26 protein-coding genes are annotated in these 25,715 nt (G+C 61.6%); 14 read left to right on the forward strand and 12 right to left on the reverse strand.

The window, feature by feature from the left end; genetic code table 11:
• Nucleotides 1–8: 8 nt before the first annotated feature.
• Entirely contained in the window at nucleotides 9–1,187 is a 1,179-nt protein-coding gene (gene hemW, locus ACXHXG_RS05290) for a radical SAM family heme chaperone HemW (protein ID WP_457898646.1), read from the forward strand.
• Between the two features lie 17 nt (nucleotides 1,188–1,204).
• On the opposite strand, the gene ACXHXG_RS05295 is transcribed toward hemW, so the two are convergent.
• On the reverse strand, nucleotides 1,205–2,128 hold the full coding sequence (locus ACXHXG_RS05295) for a DMT family transporter (protein WP_457898647.1): 924 nt from the start codon (nucleotides 2,126–2,128) through the stop codon (nucleotides 1,205–1,207).
• A 156-nt stretch (nucleotides 2,129–2,284) separates the two neighbouring features.
• Here ACXHXG_RS05295 and gcvA point away from each other — a divergent pair, with 156 nt between their 5' ends.
• Nucleotides 2,285–3,181, forward strand: a complete 897-nt coding sequence (gene gcvA / locus ACXHXG_RS05300) for a transcriptional regulator GcvA (RefSeq protein WP_104821801.1) — start codon at nucleotides 2,285–2,287, stop codon at nucleotides 3,179–3,181.
• Between the two features lie 9 nt (nucleotides 3,182–3,190).
• Here the strand turns inward: gcvA and ACXHXG_RS05305 are convergent, their stop codons facing one another.
• From ACXHXG_RS05305 to mutM, 5 genes are all read right to left on the reverse strand, one after another.
• Nucleotides 3,191–4,273 (reverse strand): saccharopine dehydrogenase family protein, encoded by a 1,083-nt coding sequence (locus ACXHXG_RS05305; protein WP_457898648.1) that lies wholly within the window; start codon nucleotides 4,271–4,273, stop codon nucleotides 3,191–3,193.
• A gap of 140 nt (nucleotides 4,274–4,413) precedes the next feature.
• Nucleotides 4,414–5,967, reverse strand: a complete 1,554-nt coding sequence (gene dnaA, locus ACXHXG_RS05310; protein WP_104821799.1) for a chromosomal replication initiator protein DnaA — start codon at nucleotides 5,965–5,967, stop codon at nucleotides 4,414–4,416.
• A gap of 880 nt (nucleotides 5,968–6,847) precedes the next feature.
• A complete protein-coding gene (rpsT, locus tag ACXHXG_RS05315; RefSeq protein ID WP_028750996.1) occupies nucleotides 6,848–7,123 on the reverse strand; it encodes a 30S ribosomal protein S20 in 276 nt (91 codons plus the stop codon).
• A 192-nt stretch (nucleotides 7,124–7,315) separates the two neighbouring features.
• On the reverse strand, nucleotides 7,316–8,089 hold the full coding sequence (locus ACXHXG_RS05320; protein WP_457898649.1) for an enoyl-CoA hydratase: 774 nt from the start codon (nucleotides 8,087–8,089) through the stop codon (nucleotides 7,316–7,318).
• A gap of 16 nt (nucleotides 8,090–8,105) precedes the next feature.
• A complete protein-coding gene (gene mutM, locus ACXHXG_RS05325; protein WP_457898650.1) occupies nucleotides 8,106–8,996 on the reverse strand; it encodes a bifunctional DNA-formamidopyrimidine glycosylase/DNA-(apurinic or apyrimidinic site) lyase in 891 nt (296 codons plus the stop codon).
• A gap of 246 nt (nucleotides 8,997–9,242) precedes the next feature.
• On the opposite strand from mutM, the gene ubiE reads away from it, so the two are divergent.
• The 11 genes from ubiE to ACXHXG_RS05380 all read left to right on the forward strand — a co-directional run bounded on the left by ubiE (nucleotide 9,243) and on the right by ACXHXG_RS05380 (nucleotide 20,779).
• The gene (gene ubiE / locus ACXHXG_RS05330) at nucleotides 9,243–10,019 is read left to right on the forward strand and encodes a bifunctional demethylmenaquinone methyltransferase/2-methoxy-6-polyprenyl-1,4-benzoquinol methylase UbiE (protein WP_457898651.1); all 777 of its coding nucleotides are present in this window, start codon (nucleotides 9,243–9,245) and stop codon (nucleotides 10,017–10,019) included.
• Between the two features lie 62 nt (nucleotides 10,020–10,081).
• Nucleotides 10,082–11,656 (forward strand): 2-polyprenylphenol 6-hydroxylase, encoded by a 1,575-nt coding sequence (ubiB, locus tag ACXHXG_RS05335; protein ID WP_457898652.1) that lies wholly within the window; start codon nucleotides 10,082–10,084, stop codon nucleotides 11,654–11,656.
• Between the two features lie 189 nt (nucleotides 11,657–11,845).
• Entirely contained in the window at nucleotides 11,846–13,429 is a 1,584-nt protein-coding gene (locus ACXHXG_RS05340; protein ID WP_104821794.1) for an aromatic amino acid lyase, read from the forward strand.
• Between the two features lie 27 nt (nucleotides 13,430–13,456).
• Complete coding sequence (locus ACXHXG_RS05345) at nucleotides 13,457–14,839, forward strand: hydantoin-5-propionate amidohydrolase (RefSeq protein WP_457898653.1); 1,383 nt, start codon at nucleotides 13,457–13,459, stop codon at nucleotides 14,837–14,839.
• Nucleotides 14,839–16,113: a Zn-dependent hydrolase gene (locus ACXHXG_RS05350; protein ID WP_457898654.1), complete on the forward strand. Its 1,275-nt coding sequence runs from the start codon at nucleotides 14,839–14,841 to the stop codon at nucleotides 16,111–16,113. Before ACXHXG_RS05345 ends, ACXHXG_RS05350 begins: the two co-directional genes overlap by 1 nt.
• Before the next feature lie 3 nt (nucleotides 16,114–16,116).
• The gene (gene ertC / locus ACXHXG_RS05355) at nucleotides 16,117–17,217 is read left to right on the forward strand and encodes a thiohydantoin desulfurase (RefSeq protein WP_283048785.1); all 1,101 of its coding nucleotides are present in this window, start codon (nucleotides 16,117–16,119) and stop codon (nucleotides 17,215–17,217) included.
• An 18-nt stretch (nucleotides 17,218–17,235) separates the two neighbouring features.
• The gene (locus ACXHXG_RS05360; RefSeq protein WP_283048784.1) at nucleotides 17,236–17,565 is read left to right on the forward strand and encodes a TfoX/Sxy family protein; all 330 of its coding nucleotides are present in this window, start codon (nucleotides 17,236–17,238) and stop codon (nucleotides 17,563–17,565) included.
• Between the two features lie 42 nt (nucleotides 17,566–17,607).
• Complete coding sequence (gene ertB, locus ACXHXG_RS05365; protein ID WP_457898655.1) at nucleotides 17,608–19,269, forward strand: thiourocanate hydratase; 1,662 nt, start codon at nucleotides 17,608–17,610, stop codon at nucleotides 19,267–19,269.
• 126 nt (nucleotides 19,270–19,395) lie between these two features.
• Entirely contained in the window at nucleotides 19,396–20,070 is a 675-nt protein-coding gene (locus tag ACXHXG_RS05370) for a spermidine synthase (RefSeq protein ID WP_457898656.1), read from the forward strand.
• A gap of 65 nt (nucleotides 20,071–20,135) precedes the next feature.
• Entirely contained in the window at nucleotides 20,136–20,378 is a 243-nt protein-coding gene (locus ACXHXG_RS05375) for an antitoxin (protein WP_104821787.1), read from the forward strand.
• A complete protein-coding gene (locus ACXHXG_RS05380) occupies nucleotides 20,375–20,779 on the forward strand; it encodes a type II toxin-antitoxin system VapC family toxin (protein WP_457898657.1) in 405 nt (134 codons plus the stop codon). The genes ACXHXG_RS05375 and ACXHXG_RS05380 overlap by 4 nt, the downstream gene beginning before the upstream one ends.
• On the opposite strand, the gene ACXHXG_RS05385 is transcribed toward ACXHXG_RS05380, so the two are convergent.
• From ACXHXG_RS05385 to ACXHXG_RS05405, 5 genes are all read right to left on the reverse strand, one after another.
• The gene (locus tag ACXHXG_RS05385; protein ID WP_457898658.1) at nucleotides 20,776–21,180 is read right to left on the reverse strand and encodes a GFA family protein; all 405 of its coding nucleotides are present in this window, start codon (nucleotides 21,178–21,180) and stop codon (nucleotides 20,776–20,778) included. The two genes, ACXHXG_RS05380 and ACXHXG_RS05385, sit on opposite strands and share 4 nt — an antisense overlap.
• A 5-nt stretch (nucleotides 21,181–21,185) precedes the next feature.
• Entirely contained in the window at nucleotides 21,186–21,668 is a 483-nt protein-coding gene (locus ACXHXG_RS05390; RefSeq protein WP_104821784.1) for an SRPBCC family protein, read from the reverse strand.
• Nucleotides 21,652–21,993 (reverse strand): ArsR/SmtB family transcription factor, encoded by a 342-nt coding sequence (locus ACXHXG_RS05395; protein ID WP_283048775.1) that lies wholly within the window; start codon nucleotides 21,991–21,993, stop codon nucleotides 21,652–21,654. Before ACXHXG_RS05395 ends, ACXHXG_RS05390 begins: the two co-directional genes overlap by 17 nt.
• Nucleotides 21,994–22,111: 118 nt before the next feature.
• Nucleotides 22,112–22,498, reverse strand: a complete 387-nt coding sequence (locus tag ACXHXG_RS05400) for a VOC family protein (protein WP_457898659.1) — start codon at nucleotides 22,496–22,498, stop codon at nucleotides 22,112–22,114.
• A gap of 22 nt (nucleotides 22,499–22,520) precedes the next feature.
• Nucleotides 22,521–23,804, reverse strand: coding sequence for an MFS transporter (locus ACXHXG_RS05405; protein ID WP_457898660.1), 1,284 nt, complete (start codon nucleotides 23,802–23,804; stop codon nucleotides 22,521–22,523).
• A gap of 96 nt (nucleotides 23,805–23,900) precedes the next feature.
• On the opposite strand from ACXHXG_RS05405, the gene ACXHXG_RS05410 reads away from it, so the two are divergent.
• Nucleotides 23,901–24,776 (forward strand): LysR family transcriptional regulator, encoded by an 876-nt coding sequence (locus tag ACXHXG_RS05410; protein ID WP_104821780.1) that lies wholly within the window; start codon nucleotides 23,901–23,903, stop codon nucleotides 24,774–24,776.
• On the opposite strand, the gene ACXHXG_RS05415 is transcribed toward ACXHXG_RS05410, so the two are convergent.
• A complete protein-coding gene (locus tag ACXHXG_RS05415; protein WP_457898661.1) occupies nucleotides 24,777–25,682 on the reverse strand; it encodes a LysR family transcriptional regulator in 906 nt (301 codons plus the stop codon).
• Nucleotides 25,683–25,715 lie beyond the last annotated feature (33 nt).

Genomic DNA, 25,715 nt, shown 5'->3' on the forward strand with positions numbered 1-25,715 from the left:
CGCAAAATATGACGCGTGAGGCGCCGTTGCTGCCCGATACCGGTGAACCCGGTTTCGGCGTTTATGTGCATTGGCCCTTCTGCGCCGCCAAATGCCCCTATTGCGATTTCAACAGCCATGTCCGCCACCAGCCGGTCGACCAGGAGCGTTTCGCCGCCGCCTTCTTGAAGGAGATGGCGTCGATGCGGGCGATCAGTGGCCCGAAGACGGTGACCAGTGTCTTCCTTGGCGGCGGCACGCCTTCGCTGATGAAGCCGGAGACGGTTGCCACGATTCTCGATGGCATTTCCAGATATTGGCACATGCCTGCCGGGATCGAGATCACCATGGAGGCCAATCCGTCCAGTGTCGAAGCCGAGCGTTTCCGCGGCTATCGCGCCGCCGGCGTCAACCGCGTGTCGATGGGCGTGCAGGCGCTGAACGATCGCGATCTGAAATTCTTAGGGCGACTGCATGACGTCGCCGATGCGTTGAAGGCGATCAAGCTGGCACGTGAGATCTTCCCGCGCATGTCCTTCGATCTCATTTATGCCCGCCCGAACCAGACCGTCGAGGAATGGGAGCGCGAGCTGAAGGAGGCGATCTCCTATGCCGTCGATCACCTCTCGCTCTATCAATTGACCATCGAGGAAGGCACGCCCTTTTTTGGGCTGCACAAGGCGGGCAAATTGATCGTGCCGGATGGCGACCAATCGGCGATGCTCTACGAGGCGACGCAGGAGATCACCGAGCGCGAGGGCATGCCGGCCTATGAGGTCTCCAACCACGCCCGCCCCGGCGCGGAGAGCCGCCACAACCTCACCTACTGGCGTTATGGCGACTATGCTGGCATCGGCCCCGGCGCCCACGGCCGGCTGTCCCACGGCCCCAAGAAATTGGCAACGTCCACCGAGCGGAAGCCGGAAAGCTGGCTGGAGCTGGTCGAGCGCGACGGCCACGGCATGGTCGAACAGGAAATGCTCGGCTTCGACGAACAGGCCGACGAGTTGCTGCTGATGGGCCTGCGCCTGAAAGAAGGTATCGACCTCGTGCGCTGGCAACAGCTCTCCGGCAGGGAGCCCGACGCGAAACGCGAGCAGCTCTTGCTGGAGCACGGCTTCATCGAACGCCTCGGCAATTCCCGCCTGCGCTGCACGCCGGCGGGCATGCTGATCCTCGATTCCGTGGTTGCGGATCTGGCGTGCTGAGACGGTAATCGTCTTTCCTACTCCGCCGCCACGTTTTTCCTCGTGAAAGCGAATAACCGTCCATCGATCGCCGCAAGGCCGGCGGCGATCATCGCCATGCCGATAAAGTGCTTCGGCTGCAATTGCTCGCCGAGGATCAGCGCACCGAGCAGGATGGCGCTGACGGGAATGAGGAAGGTGACCAGCATCAGGTTGGTGGCGCCTGCCGTCGCCAGGATGCGGAAGAACAAGACATAGGCGATCGCGGTCGAGAGGATCGCGAGGCCGGCCAGCGCCATCCAGGTTTCCGCCGAAGGCATGCCGAGCGCCCACGGGTGATCGACGAAAAGGGCAAACGGCAGCAGCAGGATCGTGGAGGCCGTCACCTGTCCGGCCGCGGGGATGATAGGAGCAAGCCCCATGCGGCGGAAGCGGCGGCCGTAAATGCCGGCGAGAGAATAGGAGAAGGCGGCGCCCAGCACGGAGAGCTGCGCCAGCACGTTCGAACCGAGGCTGCTCAGCACCGACGGGCCGACCATCAGCGCCACGCCGGCAAAACCGACGACAACGCCGATCAGGCGATTGCCGGTCATCTTCTCATCCGTCGTCAGAAAATGCGCCACGATGACGGCGAAAAGCGGGGTCGTCGCATTGAGGATGGAGGCCAGACCGCTGGCAATATGCGTCTGGCCCCAGACGATCAGCAGGAAAGGAATGGCATTGTTGAGGACACCCATGCCGAAGAAGGCGGCCCAGGCCTGCCGGTCGCGCGGCATCACCTGCCCGGTCATCCGGACGATGACATGCAAGGCGATCGCCGCCAGGGCGACGCGCGCTGCGACGATGGTAAAGAGCGGCAGTTCGTGTACCAGGATGCCGTTGAACAGAAACGAGCCGCCCCAGAGGATCGACAATCCGAACAGCATGGCCCATTCCGCCGCGCCCATTGATTTCTGCGCCATGGCGATATCTCCTGTTTTCCAGTCTATTAGTTTGGCTCGATGGCGGCGGGGATGCACTTTCTTGTCAACCATCGATATTGATGGAATAATCTCGCGATTATAGGGCTCTTGCAAACGAGTCTTTTTCGCAAAATTGTTTAGCTGAACTCAATCGTCATGGATCAATTGCCTTCCCTTTCGGCGCTGCGCGCCTTCGAAGCCTCGGCGCGGCATCTGAGCATGACGATTGCAGCCAGGGAGCTGCATGTGACCCCCGGTGCGGTCAGCCTGCAGGTACGCGATCTCGAAACCGCGCTCGGTGTGCGGCTTTTCGACCGCCGTGCGCGGGGCCTCACCTTGACGGCTGACGGTGCGGATTATTTCGCGACGCTGCGCACCGCCTTCCGCCTGGTGCGAGAAGCGACGGCGGCGCTGACAATGCGGGCGCGGGACACGGTGCTGACCGTCACCTGCACTGCCGGCTTTGCCACACACTGGCTGGTGCCGCGGCTGATGCGCTTCGAGCAGGCGCATCCCGAGATCGATCTACGGATCAGCGCCTCACATAGGATGATGGATTTCCAGCGCGACGGCATCGACATCGCCATCCGCCATGGGCTCGGCGGCTATGAAGGGCTGGCGAGCGAGCGGCTGCTCGATGACGAATATGTGCCGGTCTGCACGCCCGAGATCGCTGCCTCCCTCGGCCCCTCACCCACGGCCGACGCGCTGGCCGCCCTGACCCTGATCCATGATGTCTATCGGCGCGATTGGCAGCTCTGGCTGCAGGCGGCGGGCGCAACCAAGGTTGACGCTATGCGGGGGCCGATCTTCACCGACGGCACCGGCGCCTACCATGCCATGAAGGCGGGGCTCGGCGTCGCGCTGATGCGGCGCTCTTTCATCGAAAGGGAATTGGCTGAGGGCTCTGTTGTCGCGCCCTTCCCGATGGGGCTTGCCAGCACGCTAGCCTACCATCTGGTCTATCCGCCAACCGCGCTGGAGCGGCCGGCCGTCGCCGCCTTTCGTGCTTGGCTGCTTACCGAGGTCCCGCACACGACGGCGCCGGCATAGGCGCGCGCATCATCCGTGATGGGTGATGCCACCCTTGAACAGGCGGCCGGTCCTCGTTTCCAGGAAAGTGTCGAGCGGAATATGCTCCTGATGCAGGAAGCCTGTCGAAGGCAGGCGGCCGGCGCGCACCAGCTCGATAACGGCGACGACGGAGGCCGACGTGGTCCAGGAAATGGCGGTGCGGCTCTCCCCGGCGACTTCGATCGGATAATAGGCGCGCACGAATTCCCGCCGGCGCAGATTGCCGTTGATCGTTCCTTCGGCCGAGACATGGACATAGACGACGTCGTCATCGACCGGCGGCTTGGCCTCGGTCAGGATCTCGCCGGCAAGCTGGCGGCGGTCGCGCATCAGAAGCTCGTGGAAGAAGAAATTCATCAGCTCCATATGGCCGGGATATCGCATGGTTTTATAATCGAGATTTTCCACCCGACCGAGCATGGTGCTGCACATGGTCCCGAGGCCACCCGAGGTGGTGAAGGCCTCGAGCTTGACGCCGTTGACATAGAGCGTCTCGTGCCATTCCATCGGCGAGACCAGCTTGCGCACCCCGCCCTCGATGACTTCGCAATCATTCAGATATTCGTTGACCACACCTTCCGGCGACCAGTTGAAGGCATAACCCAACAGTCCGGTCGGATTCTGCGGCAAGGCACCGACACGCATGCGGATCGAGCGGCAGCGATCGAAGACGTCGGCAAGGCTTGCACCGACGATGCCGACGAAACCGGGCGCCAGGCCGCATTGCGGCGCCATCAGGCCACGCGCGCTCTCCGCAAGCGCAATGATGCCGTTCGTGGTCGGCACATCCTCGGTCAGGTCAAAGTAATGAATGCCGGCGCCATGGGCGAGGCGCGCCAGTTCGGCGTTCAGGTGAAACGGCAGGCAGGAAAGCACGGCATCGACGCGGGAAAAGAGATTGCCGATCAAGGCCGGATCGGAGACATTGGCCGCCTCGCAGGCGAAAGGCAGTGCCTCGGCGGGCAAACGCGCGTCGATACCGGTGACTGCAAAACCGCTTTCATGCAGCAATGTGGCGGCGAGCCGCCCGACCTTTCCGAGGCCGAGAACGGCAATCCTGTCAAAACTCATAGGCATCCTCCCAGTCGGCCCCGGCCTCCTCCGGCCGGGTATCCGATTCCGTATTTCAGACATCTATAGAATAAAAGCCGCATAAATGAAAACGGCCGGCAATGAAGCCGGCCGTGGATAAATGCGAATAATATCGCCGATTATTCGTTGATCAGACGCTTCAACAGCTCGATTTCATGCGACAGCTTGCTGTCACCGGAAATCAGCTCCTCGATCTTGCGCACCGCATGCAGCACGGTCGTATGGTCACGACCACCAAAGCGGCGGCCGATTTCCGGGAAGGAGCGCGGCGTCAGCGTCTTCGACAGATACATGGCAATCTGGCGCGGTTTGACGATGACGCGGGTGCGGCGATTGGACACCAGCTCCTGGCGAGAGACATTGTAGTGACGCGCCACGATACGCTGGATGTCCTCGATGCGCACCCGGCGCGGCTCGCCGGAGCCGACCAGATGGGCCAACAGCTCGTCGACGCGCTCGACCGTCAAATTCGGCTCGAAAGAACGGCGGAAGATCAGTTGGTTGAATGCACCTTCCAGCTCACGGCCGCTTGCCGTCACATTGCGGGCGACATGCGAGAGAAGTTCGGCCGGAATTTCCAGCGACGGATCGTCCTGACGGGCGGCATCCAGACGGCGCTTGAGGATTTCGAGACGCATCTCGTAATCCGGCGCCTCGACCTCGATGGCGACACCGCCCTGCAGACGCGAACGCACGCGCGGATCGAGCGATTCCAGCTCCCAAGGCGCGCGGTCGGCGGCAACGACGACCTGCTTGGCGCTGTCGAGCAGCATATTGAGCAGATGGCAGAACTCGTGCTGGATCATCTTGCCCTGCAGGAACTGCATGTCGTCGATGATCAGGAGATCGATGTTGCGCAGCGAGTCCTTCAAGGTCAGCGCATCATTATCGCGGATGGCGGTGGCGAAGCGCCACATGAAATATTCCGCCGTCAAATAGACGACACGCAGCCCGCGCGGGTTCTGCACGGCGGCATTGGCGATCGCCTGCAAAAGGTGGGTCTTGCCGAGGCCGACCGTCGCGTGGACGAAGAGCGGATTGAACCGCACGGCGCCGGAGCCGGCTTCGGCAATCGTCTTGGCGGCGGCAAGGCCGACGCGGTTCGAGCTGCCCTCGACAAAGGTATCGAAGGTAAAGCGGGAATCGAGCGGCGAGCCGAACAGCGGCGCGCCCACGGTCGCCGGGCGGGCTGCGGCTGCCGCACTAACCGTCTGGGCAACGACCTGGCCGGCAGGCTGGGCAACCGGGCGGCGGATCGGCGCCACCGAAGCCGCCTCTGGAGCCGCGACATGTTCGTCCGCACAGGGCTTCGCACCATGACGGGTCGCCGTGCGCACAAGAATCTCAACCTTCAGGATTTCAGCATCTTCTGCCTGGAACAGGTTGGTGATCAGATCGAGATAACGATTGTTGATCCAGGACTTCAGAAACGTCGTCGGAACAGTCAGCCGTACGACGCTCTTCGATACCGAGTGCAGCTTCAGCCGTGCAAACCAGCTAGCATAAACATCCGGACCGACCTGAGCCTTCAAGCGTGCACTGACACGCTCGAACAATACGTTATGCTTCATGTCTCCTTTTTCCCCCGCCGCTTCAAGGCAAACCGCACTGAACGCCTGCTGTGCATTGTCCCCATTCTCCAACGCACCCGTCGTTCTCGTAATCATTTGCATAATGCCGCCTTCCACAGTCTCTTTTTATAGGGCGGAAATTGGATGATACCGCCGCCCTTAGGTCTACGCCATGGCATAGCGGTCGCGCTCGTTGTCGGAGCTTCGCCGCATACCGGTTCATCAGCCGGGTCCAGCCAAACGGACCTTACGCAAAACACCCTGGCGAAAACTGCTCCCCGAGCGGCCTTCGTCTTGGTATCTGCATCTGGAGCAGTCGCTCGGTCCTCGTACTCCGACCGACTGCGCCAAACGGCTGTCAATTTTTCTCCCCTCCCCACAGCCACGCTTGGGACTTAGGCTGCAAAGAGCAGACAAGTGTCCTCGTTCCGCAGGCGTTACCGCTTACGGCCTTAACTCGTCAACTGTTTGAAAAAACGGAACTGAACCGCTCCGTCACAAGGAACAAAAACCACCCCCGCTGCCATGACTGGCAGTGTTCGCCGAAGCCGTTTCAGATGATGTTCCGCGCCCCTTGTTGAAAGCCATTTAGGCAGGATCGTAGACGGAGATCAACGATGAATTTTACACAAAATTAAGAGGCGGTCCTTGACTCTGGAGGCCGTTTTTGAGTGTCACAACCCCGTCAAAAAAGAATCGCTTTTGAATCAAGGAGATTCGCGTTCAGCGCGATTCCCACAGCTTTCAAAACAAAAAAAATAAAAAAATCCTTGACTCACTCGGGAGCCCGCAGGCCGTCATGCAGATCACCCAACGTCAAGACATCCTGCTATAACCGCTTGTTTTTAAACGGTTTTTTCTGTCACCTCAGTGACATGGTCAGCCGGCTACATTTTAACGATACGAGCCAATTTTGGCTGAATCCAAAAAGCCCGGCACAAGGGCCGGGCTCAAGTCTAACGATTAAATCGTTAAGGAAAAATTACGCGGTCGGAGCCGAAAGTGCCTTCACGCGCTTGGCAAGACGCGAGACCTTGCGGGAAGCGGTGTTGGCATGCAGGACGCCCTTGGTGGCAGCGCGAGCCAGTTCCGGCTGCGCTACGAGGAAGGCTTCCTTCGCACGATCCGCATCACCAGATGCGATGGCTTCTTCGACCTGGCGGACGAAAGTGCGAACGCGCGAGCGACGAGCCTTGTTGACTTCGGTGCGGCGGGCGATCTTGCGGGTCGCTTTTTTCGCCGAGCTGGTATTGGCCATGTATGCCTCTCTTAGAATTCGAACATAACTCCGTCAGTGCAGCGCGGGCCCTGCGGCCACTTCATCCAGCAATGCGGGAGCAATTGCGGAAAACCAGATCGGCTTTCCAAACTGTGGCGGGCATATAACCGGAATGAGCGGCGGCGTCAACGCGGATTCTCACGGAACCCGCGCAATTCCGGAATCTCGTTCTCACCTGTTCTTGAAGACAGGTTTGCGCTTCTCGATGAAGGCCGCCATGCCTTCCTTCTGATCCTCCGTGGCAAACAGGCTATGGAAAAGCCGGCGCTCGAAGCGCAGGCCCTCTTCCAGCGTCGTCTCCAGCGCCCGGTTGACCGCCTCCTTGGCCATCAGCTCCGAGGGGCGCGACAGCGAGGCGATCTTGGCGGCGGCGGCAAGCGCCTCATCGAGGAGCTTGTCGGCCGGCACGACGCGGGACACCAGACCCGAACGCTCCGCTTCGGCCGCATCCATCATCCGGCCGGTCAGGATCATATCCATCGCCTTCGCCTTGCCGACGGCGCGCGTCAGGCGCTGCGAGCCGCCCATGCCGGGGATGATGCCGAGCGTGATCTCCGGCTGGCCGAACTTTGCCGTATCGGCGGCAATGATGAAGTCGCACATCATGGCGAGCTCGCAGCCGCCGCCGAGCGCAAAGCCGCCGACGGCAGCGATGACGGGCTTGCGCGCCTTGGCGATCTCGTCCCAACCGCTGATGAAATCGCCCTTATAGACATCGGCGAATTCGAGCGGCTGCATTTCCTTGATATCGGCGCCGGCGGCAAAAGCCTTTTCCGAGCCCGTCAGCACGATTGCGCCGATCGTCTCATCGGCGTGAAAAGCGCCGTAGGCCTGCTTCAGTTCGGCGAGCACCGTCGAATTCAGCGCATTCAGCGCCTGCGGCCGATTGAGCCTGATGAGACCGACAGGCCCGTGCGTTTCGATGATCAAGGTTTCATAGGCCATGTGTCTCTCCTTCACATTAGCTCTGGCAGGAGGCGCAATAGAAAGAAGAGCGCCCCGCCTGGACGATGCGGGCGACCGTACCGCCGCAACCGGGCGTGCTGCAAGGCTCAGCCTCGCGGTCGTAGACGGAAAAAGAATGCTGGAAATAACCGAGCGAACCATCCGTCTGGATATGATCACGCAATGACGAGCCGCCGGCGGCTATGGCATCGGCGATGACCTCGCGGATCGCGACGACCAGCCGAAGCAATTCCTCTTTCGGCATGCCGGCTTCGCTCACCAATGTCCCAGCGGCCCGCAGCGGCGACAGATGCGAACGCCACAATGCCTCGCACACATATATATTGCCGAGTCCGGCGATATTCTTCTGGTCGAGCAGCGCGCTCTTCAGCGGCTGCGCCTTGCCCGAGAAGCGTTCGGCCAGATAATCGGCGCTCAATTCATTGCCGGTCGGCTCCGGGCCAAGATCGCGGAAGGAGGGATGGCTGGCGAGATCTGCACGCCGGACGATGTCCATGAAGCCGAAGCGGCGGGGATCATTGTAGATGACGCGCGCGCTGCCGTTGGCGCCCTTCAGATGGAAGACGACGTGATCATGCTTCTCGTCCTTGGAGCGCGGATGGTGAAATGTGCCGGGCGCCTCGGCGGCGGCATCGCTTTCGACCCGAAAGGAACCGGACATGCCGAGATGCGATACGATCGTCATGCCGTCGTCGAGATCAATCAGCAGATATTTCGCGCGCCGCGACAGCGACGTGATGCCGCGGCCGGAGGCAAGGCGTGAAAACTCGGCCGGAAAGGGAAAGCGCAGATCGTTGCGGCGCAACTCCAGTTCAGCGAGCAGCGCGCCTTCCATGGAGGGAGCAAGCCCGCGCCTGACGGTTTCGACCTCTGGTAATTCCGGCATCGCTATCCATCTTTATGTTTCAACCGCTTATGATCTGAGCTATAGCCCAAGGCATTGCGGCTGGTGGCCTGGTTGATGAGATAGCGTGGCAAACGCGATTTCGCTATGGTCCGTCGCTGATTACTGCATAATTCCTTAGGTCGGAATCGATTTAAGGATAAAATTATGCAGCAGATTTAAAGTGCTACAGCGACCCTTGCGCGTCACATGCGACGCGCGGTGCTGTAGTGTAACGGAGTTGAGCTGATGGCAGAAAGCCGCACCTCCGCCGATGGCGGCATGGAAACATCCTATGGCTTCCGCGAAGTGGCCGATGGCGAGAAGCAGGGCCTCGTCAACGAGGTGTTCCACAAGGTCGCCAAGCGCTACGACATCATGAACGACGTCATGTCCATGGGCCTGCACCGGGCCTGGAAGGATGCGATGATCGCCGCGCTCAATCCGCGCAAGGACGCTGGCTATAAGGTCCTCGACGTCGCCGGCGGTACGGGCGACATCGCCTTCCGCATCGTCGAGGCCTCGAACCGGCTGGCGCACGCGACCGTGCTCGACATCAACGGCTCGATGCTGGGTGTCGGCGCGGAACGCGCTGCGAAGAAGAAGCTCACCGATAATCTCACCTTTGTCGAGGCCAATGCCGAGGAACTGCCATTCGAGGCCAATTCCTTCGACGCCTATACGATCGCCTTCGGCATCCGCAACGTGCCGCGTATCGATGTGGCGCTGAAGGAAGCCTATCGCGTGCTGAAGCGGGGCGGCCGGCTGCTGGTGCTGGAATTTTCCGAAGTCGACCTGCCGCTGCTCGACCGTGTCTACGATGCTTGGTCCTTCAACGCCATTCCGCAGTTCGGCAAGGCGATCACCGGCGATGCCGAACCCTATCAGTATCTGGTGGAATCGATCCGCAAATTTCCGAACCAGCAGGATTTCGCGACGATGATCCGCGAGGCCGGCTTTTCGCGCGTGAGCTTTACCAATTATACCGGCGGCATCGCCGCCCTGCACTCCGGCTGGAAGCTCTGACGCATGGTTCCGAAAAATGTGACGCGGGTTTCGGCCGGCATCAAGCGAGACCTTGAGACCCGATGAGTGCTTTCAACGCATATTTCGGCCTTATCAGGGTCGGCTGGGTGATGGTGCGTGAAGGCGTGGTCATCGCGCTTCCGTCCGAGGGATTGCCGCCCTCCGTCAGCCTCGCGAAATCCTTCGTCAGCATTTTTGCCCGCAAACGCGCCAAGACCCAGGCGCGCAGCGACCGCCTCGCCAAGGCCGTCGAGCGTCTCGGACCTTCCTATGTAAAGATCGGCCAGTTCCTGGCGACGCGCCCCGATGTCGTCGGCGTCGACATGGCCAACGACCTGTCGCAGTTGCAGGACCGCATGGCCTTCTTCCCGAATGCGGCGGCAAGGGCCGCGATCGAGGGTTCACTCGGCCGTCCGATCGATGATCTCTATGTAAGGTTTGACGAACCGATTGCCGCCGCGTCGATTGCCCAGGTGCATCCAGCGGAAGTGCAGACGGCGGAAGGCCGCAAGCGCGTTGCCGTCAAGGTGGTCCGGCCCGGCGTACGCCAGCGTTTCGTCAATGATATCAAGGCGATGTATCTTGTCGCCGGTCTGCAAGAACGCTTTATGCCGTCGAGTCGCCGCTTGAGGCCCGTCGAAGTGACGCGAACGCTGGAGCAGACAACCAAGGTCGAGATGGATCTGCGGCTCGAGGCGGCAGCACTTTCCGAGATCGCCGAAAACACCGAGAAGGATCCAGGCTTCCGCGTCCCCAAGGTCGATTGGGAACGCACCGGCCGCGACGTCATCACCATGGAGTGGATCGACGGCGTCAAGATGTCCGATGTCGAGGGGCTGAAGGCCGCCGGCCACAACCTCAATCTGCTCGCCGACACGCTGATCCAATCCTTCCTGCGGCATACGCTGCGCGACGGCTTCTTCCATGCCGACATGCATCCCGGCAATCTCTTCGTCGACGCCCAGGGGCAGATCGTTGCCGTCGACATGGGCATCGTCGGACGGCTCGGCAAAAAGGAACGCCGTTTCCTTGCCGAAATCCTCTATGGCTTCATCACGCGCGATTATATCCGCGTCGCCGAGGTGCATTTCGAGGCCGGTTACGTGCCGGGGCATCACAATACCGAAAGTTTTGCGCAGGCAATCCGCGCCATCGGCGAGCCGATCCACGGCCAGCCGGCCGAAACGATCTCCATGGGCAAACTGCTGACGCTGCTCTTCGAAGTGACTGAACTTTTCGATATGGAGACGCGGCCGGAACTGGTCATGCTGCAGAAGACCATGGTCGTGGTCGAGGGCGTGTCGCGCATGCTCAATCCGCGCTTCAACATGTGGAAGGCTTCGGAACCGGTTGTCGGTGACTGGATTCGTACCAATCTCGGACCCAAGCGTATCGTAACCGACCTGAAGGACGGTTTGAAAGCGGCCGTGAAACTCGCCGAAGCGGCCCCCGAAATCGCCGCCAAGACCGAGAAATTCCACCATGAACTCCTCGCCATGAGCGAAAACGGTCTGCGCTTCGACCCGCAGACGGCGGAGGCGATCGGCAAGGCCGAGGCGAAGCACAGCCGTTACGGGCGCTTGGCGCTCTGGATCATCGCGCTCACGCTGCTTTACATTGCATGGCATTTGAGCTGACCTATTTCTAAGGCCACGCCGTTTCATAGAAATGGATGCCTCCCCCTTTCGGCCGTGATGGGTCATTGAAGGTGCTGCGGCAGGTCTTGCGCGGGCTTTTGTATGCACGGCGCAACAGGTGTTCGCCATTTGGGATATCCCATTATCGATGATGCTCGCATAGCCTTGCAGGAAAGGAGAACAGCAGAGATGGAGCGTCAGAAAGCCAGCATCGAACTCACCGGACAGCCCTTGGGCTTCAGCGATCTGGTGCGGATCGGCGCAGGCGTCGTGATGCCCACGGCATCGGAAAGCGGCCTGGTGCGCGTGCGCGCGGCGCGCGAAGTCCTCGAAAGCACGATCGAGTCCGGCATGCCCGTTTATGGCTCGACCACCGGCGTCGGAGCGATGAAGGATGTGGAGTGGTCTCCGGAAGACCTCGACACCTTCAATCTCGGCCTGGTGCGCGCCCATCATTTCGGCACCGGCGCGCCTTTTTCCATGTCCGTCGTGCGCAATGCCATGGCGATCCGGGTCAATACTGCGCTGACCGGCCGGGTTGGCTGCTCGCCGGAACTGATCGACGCCTATCTCCAGCTTCTGAACGCGGATGTCATTCCCGTCGTGCGGCGCACCGGCTCGATCGGCTGCGCCGATATTGGCCTCATGGGCCAGATTGGCGCGGTGCTGACCGGGGTCGGCGAAGCCGTCTATCACGGCCGGCGCATGCAGGCAGCCGACGCCTTTGCCGCGGCCGGCATCAGGCCGGTGAGAATGCTGCCGCGCGACAGCCTGGCCTCGCTCAGCGTCAACGCCGTCAGTTTCGCGGCGGCGGCCGAGACGACCCGCAATGCCGCCTCCTCGATCCGCGTGCTGCTCGCAACCGGCATGATGGCCGCCGGCGCGCTTGGTGCCTCGCGTGATCCCTGGCATTCGGTGCGCCATGTCGGCACGGCGCGCGAAGCGCTGATCGGCTCCTGGCTCTGCAACGCCTCCGAAGAATGGCCTTGGCCCGTCGCAACGCATGTGCAGGACCCCTTGAGCCTCCGCATGATCGGTCAGGTCTTCGGCGCGGTGATCGAAAACCTCCTGTCCGCCGGTCACAAGATCCTAGCCGCGACCGGCCGCTCTGACGACAATCCCGTCATTGTCGACGGTCGCGTCATGACGTCGGGTGGTTCCTTGCCCCTTGATGTAACGATCCTGCTCGAGGCAGCAGTCATCTGCATGGCGCATGCGGCGCGCAATGCCTTCAACCGCTGCGTCCTGCTCGGCAACGGCCAGCGGCGTGGCCTGCCGGTCAATCTGGTGCCGGAAGGCAAAATCGCTACCGGCTTTGGCCCGATCATCAAGCTTGCCGGCGAGATCTTTTCGCGGGTGCTCTCCATGTCCAATCCGGTATCGGCGCAGTCGCTGGTGGTCGCCGCTGGCATGGAGGATGAAGCCGCTTTCCTGCCGCTGGTCATCGAACGTTTTGAGCGGCAGATGCGGGCGTTGAAGCGCCTTGCAGCACTGGAAGCCCTGCTCTCGGCGCAGGCGATCGACATTCTCGGCGACAAGCCGGAAGGCGTGGCCCGCATGCTTTACGACGTCGTACGCAAACATGCCGACTTCTATGTCGTCGACCGGCCGCTGTCGGCTGAAGTGGAAGCGATCGAAGAGGAATTGGGTTCAGAGGCCTTCGTGTCCGAAATGATCGCCCAGGCGCCGATCCTCGCCTATGATGACTTCTTTGCCCTTGGCTCGCTGGAGCGGGTCGAAGAGAGGCTTTATCGCGACACCGTCGTGATCTGAACAAACCGGTGAACGGGGAGACTGGATATGGCTGACTTCGATCTCGTTCTGCAAGGCACCGTGGTTCTGCCCGAGCGTATCGTGGAAGAGGGTTATGTCGCCGTGCGCGACGGCAAGATCGCTGAGATCGGCATAGGCGTCCCACCCGCGGCGCGTGAAAGGCATCTGCTCGGAAAAGCACTGATCCTGCCCGGCGCGATCGACGCGCAGGTGCATTCGCTCTCCCAGAAGGATCAGGAGGATTTCATCTGGTCGACGCGCTCGGCCGCGGCTGGCGGCGTCACCACCATCGTCGACATGCCCTATGATGAAGGCAATCTGGTCTGTTCGGCGACGGCGGTGAAGAAGAAGATCGACCATGCCTCTCCGCAGGCCCGCGTCGACTTCGCGCTTTACGGCACGGTCGACCCGGAGGAAGGTGCCGCACGCATCCGCGAAATGGTGGAGGCCGGTGTCGCCGCCTTCAAATTCTCGACATTCGGCACGGACCCCAAGCGCTTCCCGCGCATTCCACCCGCCCTGCTCGACGCCTGCTTTGCAGCGATTGCACCGACGGGAGTGACGGCCGGCGTGCATAACGAGGACGATGAAGCGGTTCGGACCTATATGGAGCAGATCAAGGCAAGCGGCATCACCGATTACCGCGCCCACGGCCTGTCACGGCCGCCGATCACCGAATTGCTCGCCATGCATACGATCTTCGAGACAGGCGCCCACACCGGCTGCCCGGCGCATGTGGTGCATTGCTCGCTCGGCCGCGGCTACGATATTGCCCGCGCTTACCGCCGCGACGGCTTCGAGGCGACGGTAGAATGTTGCATCCACTATCTGACGCTGGACGAGGAAAACGACGTGAAGCGCCTTGGCGGCAAGGCGAAGATCAATCCGCCGATCCGCCCACGCGCCGAGGTGGAAACCTTGTGGCGCAAGGTGGCAGAAGGCAATGTCTGGCTCGTCTCGACGGACCATGTGAGCTGGTCGGAGAACCGCAAGACCAATCCGGATATGCTGGCGAATGCGTCAGGCGTTCCAGGCCTTGAAGTCATGGTGCCGCTTTTCGTCAAGGGCGCGTTGGAGCGTGGCGTGCCACTCACTTGGGCGGCGAAGCTGATGGCGGAGAATCCCGCCAGGCATTTTCGTCTCGATCATATCAAGGGCGCGCTGACGCCTGGCAAGGATGCCGACATCGTCGTGCTGGAACCGCGCGAAACCGTCTACGACGCCGCTTCGAGCGGCAACAATGTCGTCGACTGGAGCCCCTATAACGGCATCCGTCTGCCTTGGACGGTATCCGCCACCTATCTCAGAGGCAAGCAAATTGCCGATGGAAACAAAGTGCTGGCTGAGCCCGGCAGCGGCAGATTTGTCCGCCCGCTTCCTCGCCAGATTATCGCCGGAGAGACTGCCTGATGAACCAACCGAAACGCCACAATCTGCCCGTCAACGCCGACCGCATCGCCGAAGATATCGATGCGCTGGCAGGGATCACCGAACCCGATCACCCTTGGACGCGCCGCGCCTTCTCGCCGCTGTTTCTGGAAGGTCGTGCTTACATTGAGGCGCGGATGAAGGCGGCGGGACTCACGACGCGTATCGATGCCGCCGGCAATCTGATCGGCCGGCGCGCCGGCGCAAAACCCGGCCTCGGCACGATCCTTGTCGGCTCGCATTCCGATACCGTTCCCGATGGTGGCCGTTTCGACGGCATCGCGGGTACGATTGCCGCGCTCGAGGTCGCGCGCTCCTTGAGAGATCGCGATATCGAGCTCGATCATGATCTGGAGATTGTCGATTTTCTGGCTGAGGAAGTCAGCATCTTCGGCGTATCCTGCATCGGCAGCCGCGGCATGACCGGGCAGATCCCCGAGGCGTGGCTCACACGCACCAGCGGTAACCGCACGCTTTCCCAGGGGATTGCTGAAGTCGGTGGCGACCCCTCCGTGCTGCTCGCACAGAAGCGCCCGGATCTCGCCGGTTTCCTGGAGCTGCATATCGAGCAGGGTCCCGTGCTGGAGGCCGAGAACAAGGATATCGGCATCGTCACCGCGATCGCCGGAATCACCCGCATCGAGATCACTGTCGAAGGCCGCGCCGACCATGCCGGCACGACGCCGATGGACCGCCGCGCGGATGCGCTGGTGGCCGCCTCGCAGCTCGTGCTCGACATCCGCCAGCGCGCTGCTGAACAGGCGAAGACGCCGGGTCATTTCGCCGCGACCGTGGGCGAATTCCGGATCGAGCCGAATGCCGCCAATGTGGTGCCTTCGAAGGTGGTGCTGCTGATCGACGGCCGCGCCGAAATTCGCAGCGACATGGAAGAGTTCCTCGCCTGGATCGACGGTGCCGTTCAAGAGATAGCTACGGCTTACGGAGTGACGATCAAGCAACCCGTCCGCGTCTCCGACAATTTTCCAACGCCGGGCGCTCCCGCTCTGCTTGAAACGCTCGAGCGCGCCTGCGACACAGTCGGCGCAAAGCATCGCCGCATGGCGTCTGGCGCCGGCCACGACACGGCCTGGATCGCCAAGGTCGCCCCAGCCGCCATGATCTTCGTGCCCTGCAAGGAAGGCCGCAGCCATTGCGCCGAGGAATGGGCCGAGAATGACGATATCGCCATGGGCGCCGCCGTTCTTTTCGAAGCGGTGCGCGACATGGACAAGAACCTCAAACAGAACCGGGAGTAGCCGATGGGACGCGTACTCGTTGCCAAGGATGTGGAAGCGGCCGTCAAGGGCGGTTCGGTTTATGCAGCCGGCGGCGGCGGCTGGGCCGATCACGGTCGCATGCTCGGCTATGCGGCCGTCAATGTCGGCAAGCCCGAGCTGGTCTCGATCGACGAACTTGATGACGACGACTGGATCGCCACAGCCGCCGCCATCGGCGCGCCGGCCTCCACGACCCCCTGGGAAATGCAGGGTATCGATTACGTCAAGGCCGTGCAGCTCCTGCAGGACGAGCTTGGCGAGAAGCTTTCCGGCCTGATCATCGGCCAAAACGGCAAATCCTCGACGCTGAACGGCTGGCTGCCCTCGGCCATTCTCGGAACGAAGGTCGTGGACGCGGTCGGCGACATCCGCGCCCATCCGACCGGCGACATGGGCTCGATCGGCATGGCGGGTTCGCCCGAGCAGATGATCCAGACAGCCGTCGGCGGCAATCGCGCCGAGAACCGCTATATCGAGCTGGTGGTGAAGGGCGCGACGGCGAAGATCTCGCCGATCCTGCGCGCGGCGTCCGACCAGTCCGGCGGCTTCATCGCCTCCTGCCGCAATCCGCTGCGGGCCTCCTATGTCCGCACGCATGCGGCCCTTGGCGGCATCTCCATGGCGCTCTCGCTCGGCGAGGCGATCATCGAGGCAGAAAAGAAGGGCGGCAGCGCCGTCATCGATGCCATTTGCAAGACCACCGGCGGACATATCCTGGCCGAAGGCACGATCACCAAGAAGGATGTCGTCTATACGAAGGAAGCCTTCGACATCGGCACGGTCACGGTCGGTAGCGGCGACAAGGCCGTCATCATGCATGTGATGAACGAATACATGGCCGTCGAGGATGCCAATGGTAAGCGCCTAGCGACCTTCCCCTCCGTCATCACGACGCTATCGCCGGAAGGCGAACCCTTGAGCGTCGGCCAGTTACACGAGGGCATGAAGGTTTTTATCCTGCATGTGCCAATGGATATCATTCCGCTGTCTGCCAGCGTGCTCGATCCGACCGTCTATCCCCCTGTCGAAAAGGCCATGGGGATCGAGATCGCGAAATACGCTCTGGCTGGCAAGAAGGATTGAAAGGCGCAGGAGGCGCAGATGGCGCGTGACGCCGGTCTTGAAGAATTGCTGAGAGAAGAGCTCGGGCAAAGGTCCGGGCTCAGCGAAAAAGGGATGTTCGGCGGCTGGGCCTTCCTGCTCAACGGTCACCTGCTTTGCGGCGCCCGTGAAGACGGGATGCTGATCCGCCTCGGCAAGGGCAACGATGCCTGGGCGCTGGAGCAGCCTGATATCAAACCCATGCTGTCAGGCAGCCGCGAAATGCAGGGATGGGTGCGCGCCGGGCCGGAGGCCTATGGCAACGACATGCTGCGCAAGCGGCTGCTTCTAGCCGCGCTGAATTTCGTCGAAGGCCTGCCGCCGAAATAGCCGGGCCGCCGAAACAACAACGAAAATAGGGAAGGGAAATCCATGCCAAAAGCCAATCCACGTCACCCGAAATTCCCTATACCGGGCGGCCCGGAGCTGCGTGCCAAAGGCTGGCGGCAGGAGGCCCTGCTGCGTTTGCTGGAAAACGTGCTCTCGGTCGGCGAAGATCCGGATAATCTCGTCGTCTACGCCGCACTCGGCAAGGCAGCCCGCAATTGGGCGGCGCACAAGGGCATCGTGAAGGCGCTGACCGAAATGGATGAGAACCAGACCCTGCTCATTCAGTCCGGCAAGCCGATCGGCCTCATCCGCACGCATGACAAGGCGCCGCTCGTCATCATGGCGAACTGCAATATCGTCGGGCAATGGGCGAAGGCCGAGGTGTTCTATGAGCTGCAGCGCAAGGGCTTGATCTGCTGGGGAGGTCTGACAGCCGGCGCCTGGCAATATATCGGCAGCCAGGGCGTCATCCAGGGCACCTATGAAATCTTCATGCGCATCGCCGAGCGCCGGTTCGGCGGCGACCTCTTCGGCCGCTTCGTCTTGACCGCCGGCCTCGGCGGCATGGGCGGCGCGCAGCCGCTCGCCGGCCGCATGGCGGGTGCCGCGATCCTCTGCGTCGATATCGATGCGGAGCGTGCCAGGAAGCGCCAGGACATCGGTTATCTGCAGGAAATCGCGCCCGATCTCGATTCCGCGCTGGCGATGATCGACGCCGCCGTCAAGGAGAAGCGTGCGCTTTCCGTCGGCCTTGTTGGCAATGCGGCCGAGATTTATCCCGAGATTGCCCGGCGCGGCATCGTGCCCGACATCGTCACCGACCAGACCTCGGCTCACGATCTCGTCTATGGCTATGTGCCGAAGGGCATGACCCTGAGCCAAGTCAAGGACCTGCGCGACGACGGCCAGGGCCAGCTCATGGCAGCGAGCCGCGCTTCGATCGTCGAGCATGTGAAGGCCATGCTGGACTTCCAGAGACAAGGCTCCGAAGTCTTCGACAACGGCAACCTGATCCGGACTCAGGCGAAGGAAGGCGGCGTCGCCAATGCCTTCGATATCCCGATCTTCACCGAAGCCTATCTGCGGCCGCTCTTCTGCCGCGCCATCGGCCCGTTCCGCTGGATGGCGCTTTCCGGCGAGGAAAGCGATATCGCCCGCATCGACGATCTGCTGCTGGAGATGTTCCCGGACAACAAGATCATCACCAACTGGATCCGCCTCGCCCGCCAGCATGTGCCCTTCGAAGGGCTGCCGGCGCGTATCGCATGGCTCGGGCATGGCGAGCGCACAGCGCTTGCCCGCCGCGTCAACGAGCTTGTGGCAAGCGGCGAGCTTAAGGGGCCGATCGCGTTTTCGCGCGACCACCTCGATGCCGGCGCCATGGCGCATCCGAACATCATGACCGAGCGCATGAAGGACGGCTCCGACGCCATTGCCGACTGGCCGCTGATCGACGCCATGATGCTCTGCTCGTCGATGGCTGATCTCGTCGTCGTCCATTCCGGCGGCGGCGGCTATGCCGGTTATATGACGAGCTGCGGCGTCACCGTGGTTGCCGACGGCACGCCTGCCGCCGACGAACGGCTCGACCACGCGCTGACCAACGACACCGCACTTGGCGTCATGCGCTATGCCGATGCCGGCTATGAGGAAGCGCTGGACGAAGTTGCGAAAAAGGATGTGCCCTATATCCGTCTCGGATAAGCACATCTGTTCTTACCAGCTTTGAACGACTATGGTCCCGGGCAATTCGAAACGACCTATTTTACACGCAATTCCGGGCGGAAAGCCGCTACGCATTTTTCCTGGAATTGCTTTGGAGAGTTGCCCGTGATCCCCTGGACCTTGCTCGACACTGCGAAAATCCCCGGTGGCGGCGAGCTGCGCTTGAAGCAGCGCGGCCAGGAATTTTCCATCATGCTCGGCACCAACGAGCTGATGAACAGCCGCTTGAGCGGCTCGGAGCGTGCGCTCGCCACGCTTTCCTGCGAGAAGATCAAGGGCCGGAAGGCGCCGCACATACTGATCGGCGGGCTCGGCATGGGCTTTACCTTGCGCGCAGCGCTCGGCGAACTCGGTGCGGACGGCAAGGTCACGGTTGCGGAACTGGTTCCGGCTGTCGTGACCTGGGCCCGCGGGCCGATGACAACGGTCTTTGACGGCTGCCTCGACGACCCGCGCGTCGCCATTCACGAGGGCGATGTGCGTCCGCTCATCCGAGCCAGCAAGGCAACTTATGACGCCATCCTGCTCGACGTCGACAATGGTCCTGATGGTATCACGTCCGAAGCCAATGACGGTCTCTATGATTATAGAGGCCTAAAGGCGGCGCGCGACGCATTGCGCCCGGGCGGCGTACTGGCGGTCTGGTCATCGGGACCAGACCGGGATTTCACGAGACGGCTCAACGACAGCGGTTTCGCTGCCGAGGTGGTCAATACGCGCGCCAATGGCAAGACAGGCGCACGTCATGTCATCTGGCTGGCGACGAAGACGGGATCGTAACGCTTCGAATTGAAATCGCGCTCCAATTGCTATATATCAATGTCATATCTCAAAGGAGCTATGGCATGGACACCGCAAAAATCTTCTGGTCCGGCCGCTCGCAGGCCATACGCCTGCCAAAGGAATTTCGTCTCGACGGCGAAGAAGTGCGCATCCGGCGGCAGGGAAAGGCAATCATTCTGGAGCCGATCGCCGAAGATTGGGATTGGCTGGAATCCGTTACAGGGCCGGTCGACCACGATTTTGAAGAGGCGGCGACCGAACAGCCTGCCGAGCAGCAGCGCCCCGAACTGGATATCTTCAAGTGAAGTATTTGCTCGATAGCAATGCTGTCATCGCTCTGATGAAAGGGCATACCGGCTTCGTGAGCGAGCTTCGCAGACACAAGCCGCAGGATTTCGCCATCTCGGCCATCGTCGCGCACGAATTGTTTTATGGTGCCTATAAGGGGCAGCGTGTTGCAGACAATCTTGTGCGTGTCGATGCTTTGCAATTCGAGACACTGGATTTCGATAGGGAAGATGCCCGCGTGGCGGGCGAAATTCGTGCCAACTTGGCTTCGCTCGGCACGCCAATCGGTGCCTATGACGTTTTGATCGCGGGTCAGGCAGTCGCCCGCGATCTGATCCTGATAACGCATAACGTCAGGGAATTTGAGCGCGTCCACAAGCTACGTTTCGAAGACTGGGAGTCCTTGCCGAGTAGCTAAAGATAGCGCGTTTCCTCCGGCGCGCGATTGAAGCGATCGTCGCGGCCGTCGAAATAGCCGACGGGAAGCGAGGCGAGTTCCGCGTCGGTGGTATCGTCCAGGCAGCTTATGTTGATGGCATAGAACTTACCGCCGAGTGCCGGGTTTTCACCCCAGTTGAAAGAGCTGATGCCGCAAGTCTTGCAGAACAGGTGATGCAGGATGCGTGGGCCAAACTGGTATTCGCCGATACTGTCTTCGCCGGAGGTCAGGCGGAAATCGGCGGGCGTGGCAACTGCCAGCCAATTGCGCTTCTTCTTGCAGATCGAGCAGTTGCATTTGAACGTGCCGCCCTGCAAGTCGAGATCCGCTTCGTAGCTGACGGCGCCGCAATGGCAGCTTCCATGGTAGGTCTTCTTCATCACTCTCATCCTTCCCCTGAGGTGGCTTCTGCATAGGCGACATATTTGTCGAGCGCCTGTTCCCAGCCGCCGGTCTGCAGCTTCAGTTCGGTGTCGTCAGGCAGCTCGGCCTTGCGGAAAACGAGACGCGTCTTCTCGCCAAGCTCATGGAATTCCACGCTAACCTGCATCGGATGGCCGGGCTTGCCGTCCTGATTTTCCCAGGCGAAGGTGAAGACGAGACGCTCGGGCGGGACAATCTCCAGATAGCGCCCATGGCTCCAATATTCCCTGCCCTCCGGCGTCAGAATGCAGTGCCGCCAGGCGCCTCCTTCCCTTAGATCGACGGAAACGGATGGCGCCGTCATGTTCTGCGGCCCCCACCAGCGCATCAAATGTTCCGGCTCCGTCCAGAGGCGAAACAGCAAGGTTCGTGGCGCGGCAATGTCGCGGGTCAGCACGATCTCGCGCAGCGGGCGTCCGCTGCCGCCGTCATTGGCTGGGGTCATCCACGCCTCCCCTTTGCAACAGCGCCGCGTAGGCTTCCAGACGATCGAGATTATCGTTCCAGAACTGCCTGTAACTCTCCAGCCAGTCATCCACCTGCCGGAGCGGCTTGGGTTCCAGCTTGCAAGGGCGCCACTGCGCCTCCCTGCCCTTCGAGATCAGACCGGCTTTCTCCAGCACCTTCAGGTGCTTGGACACGGCGACCAGCGACATATCGAAAGGTTCAGCCAGCTCCGAGACGGACGCCTCGCCAGTTGCCAGCCGCGCCAGGATCGCCCGGCGGGTCGGATCAGCAAGGGCTGATAGGGTCATGCTCAAGGTATCCATATGGAATATTAAACCAGAAAGTTAATTAACTTATCGGTTTATTATAGGTCGACGATCTGGAAGTCAAGCGGCTGCATTTGGAGACAGCCTGGAGAGGGGGATCCGTCAGCCGACGATCTCAAAAGAGCGTGTTGGACACTTCGATCAGGTTGCCGTCCGGATCGCGGAAATAGATCGAGAGAATCGGGCCCGTCGCGCCGGTCCTGCGGACGGGGCCTTCCTCGATCGCGACACCCTCGGCTCCCAGATGAGCGATGATGTCCTCCAGCGGCGTCTTGCTGATGAAGCAAAGATCGGCCGAGCCCGGTGTCGGCCGATCGGCCTTCGGCTCGAATTCATGCCCGGCGCGATGCAGGTTGATCTTCTGATTACCGAAGGTCAGTGCTTTGCGGCCCTCCCCGAAGGTTTCGATGCCCATACCGAGGACACGGGCGTAGAACGCACAGCTTTCCTCGATGCTCGCGACCGTCAGCACCAGATGATCGAGATGGTCGATGCAGATCATCGCAAGCCTCCAATCCTATTGCTCAGCGGTGCGCCAGCCTAGCCACTCCGAACGCGGCCACGAGGCAGATGGCCAGCATGGCGAGGATGAAGGCAACCACAGCGGACCAGCCGTCAGCATGCCAGAAATAACCGCCGACGGAACCGGCGATGCTGGAGCCGAGATAATAGGCCAGCAGATAGAGCGACGAGGCATGGCCCTTGGCTCCGCGGGCCAAGCGCCCGACCAGTGCGCTCGCGACAGAATGGGTGACGAAGAACCCGATCGTCACCAAGACGATGCCGAGAATGACCAAAGGCAACGGCGTAGCGAGCGTAGTCGCCGCGCCAAGGGCGGCAACCAACACGCCGGCGGGCAGCACGACGAAATGACCGATGCGGTCGCCAAGGAGACCCGCCACCCAGGAGGCGACGATACCAAAGAGATAGGCGGTGAAGATCAGGCCAAGTTCGGTCTGGCTGAGATCATAGGGATCGGCCACCAGCCGGAATCCGGCATAGTTATAGACCGTGACGAAGGAGCCCATGACCAGGAAACCAATGGCAAAGAGCAGTGGCAACGCCGGATTGCGGAAATGCCCCGCCCAGGCCCTGACATGGAAAGCGATGTCAAATCCCTTGCGCGGCGTGAAATTGCGCGACGGCGGCAGCAAAAGCAGGAAACCGGTGGCGGCGATCAGCCCGAGCACGCCGACGGCGGCAAGCGCCGGACGCCAGGTGAAGAATTCGGCGATCGTGCCCGTCACGACACGGCCGGCCATGCCGCCGAAGGCGTTGCCGGCGATATAGAGTCCCATGGCGCCGCCAAGGCCGCGCGGATCGATCTCTTCCGCCAGATAGGTCATAGCGACCGCAGGCACGCCGCCGAGCAGGAAACCTTCCAGTGCGCGAAAGATCAACAGCATCTGCCAGTTCGGCGCAATTGCGCAGGCGATCGTGCACAGGGCGGCACCCAGCAGCGAAAAGAACATCAGGCTGCGTCGGCCGAGATTTTCGGAAACGGCGGCGGCGCAGAAGATCGCGAAGGCGAGAAAGCCGGTCGAGAGAGACAGCGACAGCGAACTTGCAGCCGGCGTCACGCCAAAATCCTCGGAAAAGATCGGCATCAGCGGCTGCACGCAATAAAGCAGCGAAAAGGTCGCAAAACCGGAGAGGAACAGCCCAATGGTCGCTCGCTTGAACGCGGGCGTACCCCGCGTCAGGAATTGGCGAATCTCGAGCTTCGGCTCGGTTTCGACAAGCGTCAATTCGGGGCGAGAGGAGGCTTCTAAGACGGTGAGTTCTTGCTGTTGCACGGCGCGGGACATGAGGCACACAACCTTTCTTGCCCGCAAATCTAGTCAGGTGCGCCTCATTAGTCCAATATATGGAACAGACGATCTCAATATGTTTTGGAGATAGCGATGGAGCTACGTCATATCCGCTATTTTCTGGCGCTGGCGGAGGAAGGGAATTTCACCCGCGCAGCCGCCAAACTCGGTATCGGCCAGCCGCCGCTCAGCCAGCAGATCCGCGATCTCGAAAACGAGGTGGGCGCAGCGCTCTTCCATCGTGTTCCACACGGGGCGGAACTGACGGCAGCAGGCGAGGCCTTCCTTGCCGAAGCGAAGGCCGCCGTGGATGCAGCGGAAAAGGCAAAGCTCGCCGCCCAGCGCGCCAATCGCGGCGAGATCGGCCGCCTGTCGCTCGGCTTCACCGCATCCTCGGCCTTCAACACGATCGTCAGCGCCACTATTCGCGAATTCCGCAACCGCTGGCCGGCGGTGCGCCTGTCGCTGACCGAGATGAATACCAATGCGCTGATGGAACGGCTGATGCGCGGCGAAATCGACGCCGCCTTCATTCGACCCGGCCTGGAAGATCCGCACGACGTCCGGCTCAAGCGCTTCGCCGACGAGCCGATGGTGATCGCGCTGCCTGCCCATCATCCTCTTGCAGGCAAGGACCGCGTGCAGGTCGCCGCGCTGGCAAACGAGCCCTTCATCCTCTTCCCGCGCATGGTGGGACTGAGCCTCTATGACGATATCGTCGCCGCCTGCCGCGATGCCGGTTTCGAACTGGTGGTGACGCAGGAAGCGCCGCAGATCCCTTCCGTCGTCAATCTCGTCGCCGCCAATCTCGGGGTCTCCATCGTTCCGGCCTCGATCGCGCAGATCAAGCTCGACGGCGTCGCCTATCGCCCGATCGACGGGCCGCCACTGGTGGCGCGGCTTGGTCTCGCCATCCTCAAGGCGCAGCGCTCGCCGGTTGCGGCCAATCTGATGAGCCTGATCGGCTGACTATCCAATAGGATCCCAATAGGGCGGATTGCCGAATGTCTTCTTCAGATGATCGGCGATGGCGCGCAGCTTTGCCGAGGGATTGCGCCCCTCCGGATGTGCCATGAAGATGAATTCGCCCTCCGGCCTGTAGCCAACATCGATTTCGACGAGCAGCCCCTCATTGATCGCCGGGCCGGCGATGAAGGTCGGCAGCAGCGCGACACCGAGGCCGGCGATGGCCGCATCGCGGGATACGTCGCCATTGTTGATGCCAAGCGCCAGCTTGCCCCTGATGACCACTGGACCCTCCGGCCCCTGGAAGCGCCAATCGGCCACACCGCGGTTGGTGTAGAAAATCCCCCGGTGATCGCCGAGGTCCGCCAGCGAAGTCGGTGAGCCATTGCGGGCGAGATAGTCCGGCGATGCCACGAGAAGCCGGCGGCTGGGGGCGAGTTTCCAGGCAACGAGGCGTGAATCGGCAATCGGCCCGTGACGGATGATGGCGTCATAACCGTCCGAAGAGGCATCGACACGACGATCATCGAGATCGAGTGTCAGTTCGATTTCGGGGTGATCGGCCAGGAAAGGATAGAGCGCCGGACCGAGATGCATGCGGCCGAAGGTGACGGGGGCGGCGATGCGCAAGGGGCCTGCCAATGTGCCACGCCGTTCGGCGAGATCGGCCGCTGCCTCCCGCACCTCATGCACAATCCGCGAGGCGCGCTCCAGGAAGGCGGTACCGTCTTCCGTCAACGTCAGCTTGCGGGTCGTGCGATGCAGCAGCGTGGCGCCGAGCGTCTTCTCCATCTCCGCCAACCGCTCGCTCACGACGGATTTCGACAGGCGCAAACGGCGCGCCGCTTCGCTGATCGATCCCGCTTCGGCTATGGCCACAAAAGCAGCGATTCCTTCAATCTTGAGCATCGTTCGGCAATCCCGAATTCGAATTCCATGATT

This window comes from Rhizobium sp. LEGMi-198b (genome assembly GCF_054114205.1).